Source organism: Streptomyces sp. NBC_01506 (genome assembly GCF_045040295.1).
Classification (GTDB): Bacteria; Actinomycetota; Actinomycetes; order Streptomycetales; family Streptomycetaceae; genus Streptomyces.
This window is the reverse complement of the sequence record NZ_CP109422.1, coordinates 7403204-7416662: the sequence shown is the minus strand read 5'-3', so window position 1 is coordinate 7416662 and position 13459 is coordinate 7403204. Positions and strand designations below refer to the sequence as shown.

The window sequence follows — 13459 nt, the reverse complement described above, 5'->3', positions numbered from 1 at the left end:
CCGGTTTCGGGAAGGGGCGGGTAGGGGAACAGGCCCGCCGCAGGCGCCCCACGCCACCGCTACAACGGCCCGGTTCGTCCACACGAACCGGGCCGCCGTGCGTACCGCCCCACCCCCGACGCCCTGACCCGACGGACTGTCAGTGCCCCCCGGTAGCGTTCCTCCCCTACCGCAGTGCGGGGTCGATTCCCCTGCGGGATTCATGACGCGTAAACGGGGAGAGGTGCGTGCTCAATGGGCTGGCTGTCGGCGGGCGACGGATACGAAGTCACCTTGGTGGAAGGCCGGGTGACCGCCCGGTCCACATCGGGGAGAGCCGCGGGGCGGCAGTTGAAGACGCTGCCCAAAGGGGTGAAGGCACACCGCGAGGTGGACCGGCTGCGCAAGCTCGCCGAGTGGCTGGACCGGCACACACAGGACTGCGTGGCGCGGGTGGACAACTGGATGGTGTCGTCCCTGCCCGTTCCCACCGGGCTGCTGGCCCGGGTGTGGCCCGACGAGGCGTGGCAGGCGGGCCTGCGCGACCTGGTGGTGATGGGCGAGAGCCCGGACGAGGTGGGCTTCCTGCGGGACGCCACCGACTCGGGTGAGCTGCGGCTGGTCGATCCGGACGGCGAGACCATTCGGCTCTCCCCGGCGACGGTGACACTGCCGCACCCCGTTCTGCTGCCCGATCTGGACGATCTGCGGGAGTTCGCCGCCGAGTTGGGCCTGACCCAGGGCGTGCAGCAGATCCACCGCGCCACCTGGCGGAAACCGGCGGATCTCGCCGAGAAGGCCACCTCGGTGTCGGACTTCGCGGGCGGCGCCTACGAATCGCGGTTCGGTCTGGCGGCGCGGGCGACCTCGCTCGGCTATCGGGTGTCGGGCGGATACGCCACCTGCCGGATACGGGAGGGCGGGACGCTCACCGAGGCGTCCGTATGGATCGGGGAGCCGTACTGGGACGGGGATTCCGAGACCGGCGACCTGTCCTGGAGCGTGCTCGACGGACGCTCGCTGCGACTGCGGGAGGTCGGACCGGTCGCCTGGTCCGAGGGGATGCGGATGGCCGCGGCGCTGTACGCGGGCCGCACGGTCAGTGAGGGGCAGAACGCGTGAGTGACACGGGGGTAACGGTGCGGACGCAGACAGAGGCCGGGGCGCTTTCGGGCACGAAAGTGGGGCCCACGGCCGAGCAGTTGCTGCGGGCCGGAGCGGTGCTGCCGCCCGGTACGGGCGACGCAGGCGAGGGCGTGGTGCCGCTGACCACCCGCGCCTACCGGCATCCGGTTCTCGACGACCGGGTCGTGGTGCGGCTGGTGGCCGGGGAACTGGGAGCGGCGGAGGATCTGGCCGCCGGCTTTCTCGGTCTGGAGCCGGACGGCGAGCCGGCCGAGGTCGGGCTGGCGCTGCGGCAGTCGCTGAGCTTCCCGGAGTGGGTGCTGGTGCACCACCCGCAAGACGGCCGTCAGGCGCTCGGGCTCATGCCGGAGCTGGACCGGATCGCCCGGCAGGCGAAGACCAAAGCGAAGGTGGCGCTGGCCGCGTACCAGCAGATCGCGGGGCGGCTGGCCGACTCCGTACCGCACTTCCTGCCGACCTTCTTCGAGCGGGCCGGGCGGATGTTCCTCGAGGTGGAGAATCCGGGGTTCGCCGGGCAGATGTTCCTGCGGGCCCGCGACGCCGAGCGGCAGTACGGCCTGGCGGTCGACGAGGACCGGCTGCACGCGGTGTTCCTGGAGTTCGCGCTGGCCGGGGCGCTGCCGGTGAAGGCGTTGACCGGGCACGCGAGGGGGCTCACGGGCCGGATGCCCGCCGACGAGGCGTACCGCCGGTTCCGCGAGGTGTGTGTACGGCGTACGGCCGCCGGATTCGAGCCGTCGATCCAGATGTCCACCGATCTGCGCAAGCTGGCCAAGGCCGCCGGGATGGACGTGCCGGTGGCGGAGGGCGCGTATCTGACCGATCTGCTCGCCCTTCCGGCCACGCGGCGGGCGACGCCCAACTGGTGGAAGGCGCAGCGCTCAGCCCTTGTCGCGCTGGCCCGGCGGGAAGCGTCGACGCGCGGGACCCTGCTGAATCTGCTGCCCGAGGACGACGAATGTGCGGAGTTCTGGCTGGAGTTGCTGGCGGATTGCGGGGCCGACGCGGGGCTCTGTGACGGCGCCGTGCCGGCCGAGCAGCGGCCCGAGGACGGTACGGTCGGCTGGTATCTGCGGTTCACGAAGTACCGGCCCTCCGCACGGCGGACGGCCTCCGCGATGCCGGCGCTGCTCGCGCTCGTGGAGCGGACGGCCGGGCAACTGCGGGCGGAGCTGGCGGAAGTTGATGCCGGGGCGGGGGCCCGGGCCGATGCCGTGAAGGCCGTACCCATTCCGTACCAAGACGTGGATCTGCTCGACCTGCTGCTGTCCCTGGACGTACCGGTCGCGGATCCCAAGAAGGAGGAGCTCCGGTACCGGCGTCTGGATCTGGAGAGGTGGGCCGTCGACGAGGACGCGGACCGGCGCGATCTGCTCGCGCTGGCGGCCGACGAGCGTTTCCGGCCCTTGTTCGGGGCGGGGATGGACGACCTCGGCGGCCAGACCGCGCCCTACCGGATGCTGGCCGACTCCCCCGGCGGGCGCCCGATGCTCACACGGTGGATGAAGGCGACCGCGCGGGCCTTCTCCGTCGACGCCCTGCCCGGCCTGCCCGGCGGTCTGGACCGACTGCGCCGGATTCCCGGGATGGCCCTGGCGCTCGCCGAGGAGGAGGTACGGGCCGTCGCCGCCACCGATCTGGTGCCACTGCTGGTGAGGACGTTGCGGGCCGGGATCTTCGACGAGCTGGGTTGGCCCGCCTGGGAGGAGGCGATCGAGGCATTCGCTCCGAAGGCGGAGGACCGGGGCAAGATCGTCCTCGCCGACGCCTGGCCGCATCTGGTCGTGGCGGGCGCCTCGCAGGCACGGGTCCTCGATGCCGACGGTGTCGTACTGACACATGACCTGCGCATTCCCGACCGGGATCTCTACTGGCGCGAGCGTCCCGGATTCCACTACGTCGACGGCCAGTTGCTCGTTCACTGGCGGTCGCAGGCCGACAACGCCCAGATGCACGGGTACTGGCACACGGCCGCCGACCGGCCGGGGCCCCTCGTGACCACCACCCGCGTCCATGGCGTCCAGGTCGATCGGCTTGGCAACGGGCTGGGGGCGTTCACCCTGCCCAGGCCGGGCGGTGGACGGTTCACGGGCGGCGGTGTGCTGTACGCCGGGGACACGGCGCTGCCCGCCGTCGAGGCGAGTGTGCACACGGACGGGACGCGGTTCTGGACGATGGCCGAGGACGCCGAAGGCGTCGTACGGCCGCACGAGCTGGACCCGGAGTCGGGTACACCCGGCGCCGTGGGCCGGCCCGCCTTCTTCACGGAGGCGACACGCGACGCGCCGGAGGGCAGCACCTTGGCCGGAGGCACGCTGCTGCCCGCTCCGTCGTACGAGACCGGTCCCGGCGCGCATCCCGTGGGCGGGCTGCTGGGCTGGCGGGTGGTGCGGCTGCCCGACGGTTCGCGACGCTGCGAGGACCTGGCCGGGAACACCATCACGCTGACTCGGGAAGCCGGTTGGCCGGCCCGTCTGCTGCTGTTCCCCGGCGATGACCGGCCCCGAGGCGTCGGGGGCGCGAACTCCGAGATCCGCCTGATCGACCCGGAGGGCGCGGTCACGGCGTACGCCCGGGTGGACAGCGTGCCGGGGCTGTTCGCGGCAGGTACCACGCTGCTGCCGCCGGAGAACTACTGGCACTGTCTCAGGGCCAGGGACCCACGAGGCTCGGCGGCACTGCGCGGCATCGACCGTGACACGGCGGCGGCGCTGCTGGCGGCCGCCGTGGCGCAGGCCGAGAAGCTGCGGGAGAAGCTGCGGGAGAAGACGCCGGCGGGGACGGAGCCACCGACGGACGAACTTCCGCCCCTGGTACGCGAGTTGCTGCCATCGGTCAGCCACGACGCACTGGTGGCGGGCATCGCCGGAGTGGTGCGGTTCGCCGCCGGGCAGCAGGCCGAGCTGGACACGATCGTGGCGCGCCTTGAGCAGAAGGCACCGGTCGAGCGGCCGAAGACGCAGGCTGTCGGCCCGGAGAACGAACTGCTCGGCGAGGCTCTGAACGGACTCGCGGACGACTGCTCACTCACGTCGTCCTACGGAAACGCCCCGCTCAGCGCCTTCGGTCAACTCAATGTGCTGAGCGGAGTGTTGGCGGGCACGCTCCAGCTCGAGCCCGTGACCGCGGCCGTGCCTCTGCACCTCGACGGGTCGCCACTGCCTTCGGACAGGACCGACTGGGAGAGGCTTCTCGACTCCCCGGCCGCCGCGCTCGCCTACCGGCGCGCCGCGGTGACCACGGAGCCGGAGCACCGCGAGGCGCTGGACGAGCTGCTGGCAGAGCTGAACACGCTCGGCCTCACCACGACGGCGGGCGCCGACCGCTGGCGGGTCTGCCGGCTCCACCTCCACGAGAGCAAGCTGGTCAACGCGGACGGCACCACGCGGCAGGGCAACTGGTCGAGCGTGCTGCCACTGGGCGACGGCGCGTTTCTCGCCTTCATCCGCGCGGGGTACTGGGACGGGTCCCGTCGCGAGTTCACCGCGCTGTTCCACGATCCGACGGGCCGCTTCGAGGTTCCCGCGCCGTACACCGTGAAGTCCGCGCCGCGCGGGATCGGCGCCGGCGGTGGCCGGGAGGGCGACTGGTTCGGTGTCTTCCGCGCGGAGTTGGCCGAGCGCGGGCCCGCGCCCTGGTTCCCCGCCGCCGCCGAGGAGTTCGCCCGGCTCACCGGCGTCACCCGGTCCATGGCCACGCTGGTCGTGGCCGGCCTGCCCCATGTGGGCACGCACGGGCAGGACTTCCTGCCCACGGACGTACGGAACACGCTCGGGCTGAAGACCCCGAACGCCGCTCTCGCCAGGGACGAACTGCGCCGCGTGGACATAGGCGTCCGGCGGGCCGTCGTGGCGGCGCTGCTGCCCACCGAGCCGGCCCGACTGTGGACGGAGGGACCCGATGTGGCCGCCGCCGCCGAGGTCTGGAACAGCGCGCTGGGCCGGCGAACGCCCGTCCCGGAGGAATCGCTGCTGCTCATGGCGAAAGCCGTCCGGGCCGTGCGGTCCAACTGGACACCGGATCAGACCCTGCGAGCGCTCCTCGACCCGTCCGGCGAACCGCGGTTGACGACCGACGCGGTCTGGCGGGTCTACGAAGACGGCATCGCGCCCGTCGGGACGGACACCGCCGCGTTCGATTCGAACACGTTGACGGCTTTGACCGCGACGGCCGCGCGGCTGGCCCACCAACTCCCGGTCGGCCACCCGCTCCGGGACCTGCTTCCGGGCCTGCTGAGCGCCGTCCGGGAACGGCTGGCCAACCCCGAGCTGATGCTCCGCCTGAGCGGGTACTTGAACCTGCCCGCGTTCCGTACGGCGGCCGGTGCTCCCACCGAGACCTGCGAAGGCTATGAACGGTACGGCGCGCTGATCATGAGCACGCACGACCAACGGCCATATCCAGCCGTCCGCCCGGCGCTGCTGGACGAGGCCGGCGACGACCCCTACCTGCCGGTCCTGCGAGGCATCGGCGACGGCTACGGCTACGGGGCCGCCCAGCCCCACGACACCCAGAAGCTGTTTCCCGTCGAGCTGGGTCTGCGCCTCGCCCGCGATCCGCGCTTCGCGGCGCTCCTCGGCGACCCGGGTGACCCGGTGGCCGGCGAGCGGGACAAGGACGGCACCTGGTACCCGCAGGATCCGGGCCGCTCCGTCCCTGATCTGGTCGTGGAGGTCGCCAAGGAGTGCGGCATCGGTGAGGACGCCGCCGTGCTCTATCTGATGCTGCTGGCGATGCCCGATCCGACCGACACCAATGTCGCCACGTGGACGGGCTGGAAGCGGCGGCGCGGTGGAGCCGCCCGTATCGAGGCGGCCCGCGAGGAACTGGCGGCCACCGACCTGGTGGTCAGGGCGACCCGCACCGGGGCCCGGCGCTCGCTCTTCCTGCCGGGCGGCTGGACGGCCATGGATCCGGCCGCCCTGTCGCTGGAGAGGTGGAAGCTGCCGCTGTTCGCTCTGATCAGCTCGGGAAGCGCGCCGCTGGAGGTGATCGCGCCCACGGAACCGGTGGCCGACCTCTACCGCCGGGCCTGGCAGCGGATCAGGGAGGGCGACGCTCCTCGCTTCGACGAGCTGAAGACCGGGCGGAGCGGGCGGGGCTGACCGCGCGCGGTCGGCGGGGGTGCGGTGACCGGCACCTCACCCCCGCCGACCGCCGACCGCCGGCCGCCGGCCCCGTACGACGACACCGCCCGAGCCGAATCCACCACCCCCTACCGCTTGCACCGCAGCCGCACCGAACCGAACGAGGACTGACTGAGCATGACGACGATCCGGACAGACACCCTGACAGACAGCGGGGAGACCGCCCCCGCGCCCCGGCAGTCGCTGCCGGCCGAGGAGCGGTACGCCACCGAACTCGCCTTTCTCGCCGCGTACGACGACGGCCCCCGCCCACCCAACTGGGCGCTGACCCCACGCGCGGTGGTCACCTTCATCTGCGGCAGCGGCGGCGAAGCCCTGCGGCTTCCGGGGACCCATGCCGGGCTGCCCGCCCGGCTGACCATCACCGCCAAGTTCATCGGCGAACGCGCCTTGGTGGAACGGTGCGTGGTCACCCTCGTCGGCGAACGCGGTCTGCTGCTCGTCGGCGAGCCCGGCACCGCGAAGTCGATGCTCTCCGAGCTGCTGGCCGCCGCCGTCAGCGGCACCAGCGCCCTCACCGTGCAGGGCACCGCCGGCACGACCGAGGACGCGTTCCGCTACGGCTGGAACTACGCGCTGCTGCTCGCCCAGGGCCCCACACCGCAGGCGCTGGTCGCCTCCCCGGTACTCACGGCCATGCGGACCGGCCGGGTCGCCCGGGTCGAGGAGATCACCCGCTGTCTGCCGGAGGTGCAGGACGCGCTCGTGTCGATCCTGTCCGACCGCCGGCTCAGTGTGCCCGAACTCGCGGGCACGGACGACGCGCAGGCGGCGGCCGTCCCCGGCTTCAGCGTGATCGCCACGGCCAACCTCCGGGACCGGGGCGTCTCGGAGATGTCGGCCGCGCTCAAGCGGCGCTTCAACTTCGAGACGATCCATCCCATCGCCGACGCGGACGCGGAGACCGCACTCGTACGGGGCCAGGCCACGGCGGCCGTGGAGCGCGCGGGCACGGCGTACGCGGTGGACGACGCCGTACTGGACGTGCTGGTGACCGTCTTCCGCGATCTGCGCAGCGGTCGCTCGGCCGAAGGCTGGGACGTGGAGCGGCCGGGCACGGTGATGTCCACCGCCGAGGCCGTGCAGGTCGCCGCCTCGCTCGGGGTGGCGGCGGCCTATCTGCCCGCCGGGAATCCGCTGGACCTGGTGCCCGGCCATCTGCTCGGCGTGGTCCTCAAGGACGACCAGGCCGACCACGGGCGGCTGTTGGGCTACTGGGACGGTCCGGTAAGGCGCCGCGCCGAGGACGGCGCCGAGATGTGGCGCCGCCTGTGGGACCTCAGGGAGAACCTGCGTTGAGCGGCGCCCCGGCGGTGGACACCACCGCAGACGACAGCGCCGTACACGACAGTGCCGCCGACGGCTCCGGCGACGATCCCCGGGACGCGGTGGACAGGCTCGCGGCCCTCCTGGAGCCGTATCTGCTCGGGATACGGCACCACAGCCCCGCGCTGGCGGCCGCGATGCCCGCGCTGCTGGACGCCTCGGGAGCCGACGTGGTCTGCGTCGAGTTGCCGGCCGACTTCCAGCCGTGGCTGACCCATCTCGCCGACCCGGGCACGCTCGCGCCGGTGGCGCTCGCCGGCGCCGACACGGACGGGCGGCTCGGCTTCTACCCGTTCGCCGACTTCTCACCGGAACTCATGGCCGTCCGCTGGGCCAGGGACAACGGCGTCGAAGTGCGCTGCTGCGACCTGCCGTTGTCCGATCCGGGCTGGACGGCGACGACCGGGCCGGGGCCGGACGCCGGTCCCGAAGAGGAGCCGCCCGGACCGGCCTTCGCCGCCGCGCTCGGCTCGTCCGGCACCGGCCGCGAGGGGGACGACCTGTGGGACCGGACGGTCGAGGTCCGCGCCCCCGGCTGCCCACCGGAGGCCGTACGGCGCGCCGCGCTCGGCGTGGGCTGGGCGTTGCGCCGCGACGCGGCGGTACGCGGTGGAGTGGCTTCGTCGGACCTCGCCCGGGAGGCGCACATGCGCCGCGTGATCGCCGAGGCGTCGGGCGGCACCCGCCGGGTGGCGGCGGTCGTCGGCGCCTTCCACGCACCGGCACTCGCGACACCGCGCACGGAGACCGCCGGAAACAACGACGCGCCGGACGCCCCCGCCTCGACGGACCCGACCGGCACAACCGTCCAGGCCGACGCGACCACCTCAACCGCCGCGACCGGCACGACAGGCGCGACCATCGCGGGCGACCCGACCGGCGCGACGAGCACGACCGCCGCGACCGACCCGACGGCCTTGACCAGCGCGACCGCCGTAAACGGCACGACAGGCGCCGCCGGCCCGACCGGCAGCACCGCCGAGCCCACCCCCGCAGTCGGTGCCAAGCAGGTCTCCGTGCCCGGTCCGGCCGGCGGCGCCGGTCGTGGTGACACGGGTGCCCCGTCAGCCGGGGCCGCCGACGCCGGCACCGCGCCCGTCACCTCACTCGTGCCGTACACCTTCGCCCTGCTCGACTCCCGTTCCGGCTACCCCGCCGGGATCCGCGATCCGCGCTGGCAGCAGGCCGTCTTCGCGGCCGGTGGCGTGCCCGAGCGGGTCCGTGACGCCGCCGCCACCGCCATCACCGGGCTGTGCCGCGCGATGCGGTCGGCCGGGCACACCGCGGGCACCGGCGAGGCCGTCGAGACCCTGCGGCTCGCCGACGACCTCGCGCGCCTGAGGTCGCTGCCCGCACCGGGACGCGGCGAACTGCTCGAGGCGGTGACCACCGTTCTCGGCCAGGGAGAACCCCTGGGCCGGGGCCGGGCCCTGGCGCGGGCCCTCGAAACGGTCCTGGTCGGCACCGACCGGGGCCGCGTCGCGCCCGGCACACCACGTTCCGGGCTCGGCCCGGCCGTCGAGGCCGAGCTCTCCGTACTGCGGCTCCCGGGCCCCCAGAGCCCCGAGGCCCGCGAGGTACGTCTCGACCCGCTCCGGTCGGAGCTGGACGGGCGCCGCGAAATCCTGCTGAACCGCCTGGAGGTCTGCGACGTCGGCTACTGCACCTCCGGTGAGGTGGCTCGTACGGGCGATTCCGCCGGTCTGAGCACCCGGTGGCAGGCGTCATGGACACCCGCCGTCCCGGCCCGGCTCGATCTCATGGGCGTGCGCGGTGTCACCGCGGCCGTCGCCGCGGCCGGAAAGCTGCGCGAGACCGCATACGCGTGGTCGGCGGAGGGCGGGCCCACCGCCGCCCAGACGCTCACCGGGCTGCGTGACGCGGCGCGGTGCGATCTGCCGGAGCTGGTCGCCGACCGCCTCGCCGAGGCCGCCGACGCGCTGCCGTCGTCGGCCGCCCTGCCCGAACTCCTCGACGCCCTGGACCTGTTGCACTCCCTGCGGCAGGGACATCTGCCGGGCACCACCACGGACACCCGGCGCGCGGCCTCCGAACTCGCCGTGGTCCTGCTGGAGGCCGCCGTACGCGGACTCCCCGGGCTCGCGGGCAGTGACGACCCGCAGGACGCCGTCGCCCTGGTCGCTCTCGCCACCCGGGCCGGCGAGCACCGCCTCGGTCTGCGGATGGACGACGCGCTGAGCACACTCGCGACGACCGGTTCACCGGTCATCCAGGGAGCCGCCGCCGCGACCCGGGTCCTGCTCGACCTCGACGCGCCGCAGGCCATGGGCGACCGGGTCGCGAGCTGGATCGACAGGGCCACCGGCCCTGACGAACGGCGCCGCCTCTCCGGGTCGCTCACGGGCGTGCTGACGGCCGCCGGACCGCTCCTCCAGTCGGCCGAGGCCGCTCTCACCCCGCTTCTGGACCGGATCGACGCCCTGCCCGACCAGGGCTTCCTCCAGCGGCTTCCGGCGCTGCGCGGTGGGTTCGACGTCCTTACGCCCGCCGACCGGGGCCGGCTGCTGCGGACGGTCACCGAACGCCTCGGCGACCGCCCGGACCTGACGCTGAGCGCGCCACCGGAACTGGTCGCGCTGTGGACGGCGGCGGACGCCGCCGGTCTCGCCGCGCTGACCGCGCTGGGCCTGCCCGCACTCGGCCTGCCCGAGCCGGGGCTGCCCGACCGGGTGCCGCCGGCGGGCGCCGGGGCCGACGACGTACCGAAGGACACTCCCGGTTCGCGAAGTGCCGGGAACAGCACCCGTACGCGCCCTGTGGACGACTCCCGACGCCTCGCGCCCGCCGACCGCTGGCGACTCCTCCTGGGCCGGGAGAGCGACCAACTCCCGGACGACGCCCGCCGTTACGCGTACGCGCTGGACGAGCTGTACGGCGCTGGGCGCGGCGAAGGCTCCGCCGACCTCGCGCAGGGCCCACCCGGCGCGTCCGGCGACGCGGGCGGTCGGGGCAGGTCCTTCCCCACCGCCCGCGAATGGGCGCGGGAACTCGACGCACTGTTCGCGGCGGACGTCCGCGAGGAAGTTCTCGCCAGGGCGGCGCACGCCGGCCGTACAGAGGTCATCGCCGAACTCGACCCCGCGCATGTCAGACCCTCGATCGAACTGCTGACATCCGTCCTCTCGCTGGCCGGAGGCATGCCCGAGCAGCAGCTCGCACAACTGCGGCCACTCGTGCGCCGACTCGTGGACGAGCTGGCACGGGAGCTGGCCACCCGGCTTCGCCCCACCCTCACCGGCCTCGCGCATCCCCGCCCGAGCCGCCGCCCCGGCGGCAAGCTCGATCTGCCGCGCACCCTGCGGGCCAACCTGGCCCACACGCGCCGCCTCGACGACGGACGCACCGTCGTCGTCCCGGAGCATCCGGTGTTCAGCACCCGCACGAGCCACCAGTCGGACTGGCGGCTGATCCTCGTGGTCGACGTGTCCGGATCGATGGAGGCATCGGTCATCTGGTCCGCGCTCACGGCCGCCGTCCTGGGCGGCGTCCCCACCCTGTCCACCCACTTCCTCACCTTCTCCACCGAGGTGATCGACCTGACGGACCGGGTCGCCGATCCGCTGTCGCTGCTCCTTGAGGTACGCGTCGGCGGCGGCACGCACATCGCCGCGGGACTCGCCCACGCCCGTTCCCTGGTGACCGTGCCGACCCGCACCCTTGTCGTGGTCGTCAGCGACTTCGAGGAGGGTTACGGACTGGGCGGCCTGCTCGGTGAGGTGCGTTCCCTCGCCGCGTCCGGCGTCCATCTCATGGGCTGCGCGGCCCTGGACGACACCGGCGCACCGCGCTACTCGGTGCCTGTCGCGCAGCAGCTCGTGGCGGCCGGTATGCCGGTCGCGGCACTCAGCCCTCTCGCCCTCGCCCGCTGGGTGGGCGACCGTCTCCGCGGGGAGAACCGATGACATCGCCCGACCAGACCGTCCCGCTGCCACCGGTCGCCGCGCAGGTGGTCGCCGACGCGGTGGAGAGTCTGACCTCCCGGCTGCGCAAGAAGCTCGACGGGGCGATCGAGCGGTACGGCGCCGTACCGGCGACCAGGGCCGCCCCCGGCAGCGCGGACGACGGCGGCGCGGGAGCTGGCGGCATCAGTGTGAGGTGCGGCGAGGACGCGGTGGTCACCCTCTCCCCCGGCCCGTCCGGCACGGTCACCGACCCGGACCAGGCGCGGTGCACCTGCCTGCTCGCGCCGCGCTGTCTGCACCGGGCGGCCGTCCTCGGGGCGTGCCCGGTGGCCGACCCCGAAAGCGCCTCCGAAAGCGCCTCCGAACCGGCCGCCGAAGACGTCGAAGACGTCACAGCCGCCCCCGAAGCCGTGCCGGACGACGCTCCGGCACCCACCTCGCCCGGCGCGCCCACCCCGCCCCCCGCCCCTCTCAGCCCTGTCCGGGTCGCCGCCGCGTCCGGGCTGTGGTCCGCCGCCACGGCCGTGCTCGCGGCCGGTGTGCCCGCCGCCGGCGCGATAGCGCAGGCGGAGCTGTTGCGCGCCGCCCACACCGCCCGGCTGGCCGGACTGCACCGGGCCGAGGCCGCCGCCCTGCGCGTGGTGCGCGGTCTGCGCGACGCCCGCGCGGGCCACGCGGGCCACCGGTCGGCCGACCTGGTCGCGGCGCTGCGTGAACTCCTGCTCACCACCGGTCTGTTGGCGGCCGGCAACGGCGCCCCCGAACTGATCGGCATCGCCCGGCGCGGCTACCGGCCCGGGGGTGCGCTGCGCGTCTACGGCGTCTGCCGGGAGCCGGTGATCAGCGCCACCGGATACGGGGGCGTGGTGACCCATCTCGTCACCGACGACCACCGCTGGTTCTCCGTGGCCGACGTCAGACCCGGTGGTTCGGCACGCGCGCGGGGCGCGGCGACAGCCCCCGTCACCGTCGGCGCGACGGTCCTCGACCACGCCCAGCTCTCCCGCGGTGGCCTGTTGATCAACGGTGCGACCATCTCTGCCGACGGCCGGCTCGGCTCCGGCAAGGGTGTGCGGTCCAGCCCGGTCGCCGGCCTGCCCTGGTCCTCGGGACCGATCGCCGCCCTGTTCGCCCGCCGACCGGCCGAAACCGTGGCCGGGCTGCTTTCCTCCGAGCCCGGCCCGGGGGAGGAACCGAGCGCGCGGATCGGCGAACCGATCGGCTGCGACCTGGTGATCACCGGCGCCGTGGGCGATCAGTTGCTCGCCCGTGAACTGCCGCAGCCGGACGCCGATCTGCCGACCGGGCCACTGATCCGGCTGATGGCCGCCCACCCTCATCCGGACCTCGCCCACACGGCCAATCTGCGGCGCCTCGCCACCCGCCCCGGCCTGCGGGTCCGGGTGGTGGGCCGGATCGACCCCGAGCGCGCCGCCACGCTGCGTCCGCTGGCTGTCGGACCGGTGCCGGGCACCGAGGCGAGCCTGCGGCTGCCCGCGGAGTGGCTGGACCGTGCCGACCTCGGCTACGACCGTCTCCAGGGGGCGCATCTGCCGCCGCCCGAGGTCTGTCCACCGACCGCGCCCGAGCGCACCGGGCCCGACATGCTGGCCGACTCCCCCGTCTGGCGGGTACGCCGCCTGACCGACCTCGCGGTGACCGGTGGGCGCCGGGCGGTCGCGGAGTCGGCCCGTAACGGCGGCTCTCGCGGGAACGGCGCCGCGCTCCGGGCCACCGGGTTCCACACCGCCGCCGAACTGACCGGCGCGCTCGGCTTCGAGGCGGACCGCCGCACCCGCGACGCCTTCGGCCGGATCCATGACGAGACGGACCGCTACGCGTCGGCCTGGCTCGCCGCGGCCTTCCATCTCGCCAGCACGGAAAGGGCGTTGGTCCAGGCGAGCTGGGCACCGTCCGGCCTCGCCGGCGTGTGAGACG

The 13459-nt window shown here is 74.0% G+C and carries 6 protein-coding genes; all 6 read left to right on the top strand.

Annotated features, from left to right (window positions below; genetic code table 11):
• Positions 1-234: 234 nt before the first annotated feature.
• From OG329_RS33195 to OG329_RS33170, 6 genes are read left to right on the top strand one after another with little or no spacing between them, the layout of a single operon-like run.
• Positions 235-1101 carry a DUF4132 domain-containing protein gene (locus OG329_RS33195; protein ID WP_405800123.1) on the top strand — a complete coding sequence of 289 codons (867 nt, stop codon included), beginning with the start codon at positions 235-237 and terminating at the stop codon, positions 1099-1101.
• Between the two features lie 17 nt (positions 1102-1118).
• Complete coding sequence (locus OG329_RS33190; protein ID WP_405800121.1) at positions 1119-6230, top strand: DNA-binding protein; 5112 nt, start codon at positions 1119-1121, stop codon at positions 6228-6230.
• Positions 6231-6254: 24 nt separating this feature from the next.
• Positions 6255-6383 carry a hypothetical protein gene (locus tag OG329_RS33185; protein WP_405800120.1) on the top strand — a complete coding sequence of 43 codons (129 nt, stop codon included), beginning with the start codon at positions 6255-6257 and terminating at the stop codon, positions 6381-6383.
• Between the two features lie 6 nt (positions 6384-6389).
• Entirely contained in the window at positions 6390-7571 is a 1182-nt protein-coding gene (locus tag OG329_RS33180; protein WP_405800118.1) for an AAA family ATPase, read from the top strand.
• A gap of 14 nt (positions 7572-7585) precedes the next feature.
• Positions 7586-11521, top strand: a complete 3936-nt coding sequence (locus tag OG329_RS33175; protein ID WP_405802157.1) for a DUF5682 family protein — start codon at positions 7586-7588, stop codon at positions 11519-11521.
• Entirely contained in the window at positions 11518-13455 is a 1938-nt protein-coding gene (locus OG329_RS33170) for a hypothetical protein (protein WP_405800117.1), read from the top strand. The genes OG329_RS33175 and OG329_RS33170 overlap by 4 nt, the downstream gene beginning before the upstream one ends.
• Positions 13456-13459: the final 4 nt, after the last annotated feature.

Bases quoted from the DNA above. Each gene is read 5' to 3' on its own strand.
- OG329_RS33195 (WP_405800123.1), top strand. From the start codon at position 235: ATGGGCTGGCTGTCGGCGGGCGACGGATACGAAGTCACCTTGGTGGAA.
- OG329_RS33180 (WP_405800118.1), top strand. From the start codon at position 6,390: ATGACGACGATCCGGACAGACACCCTGACAGACAGCGGGGAGACCGCC.
- OG329_RS33170 (WP_405800117.1), top strand. From the start codon at position 11,518: ATGACATCGCCCGACCAGACCGTCCCGCTGCCACCGGTCGCCGCGCAG.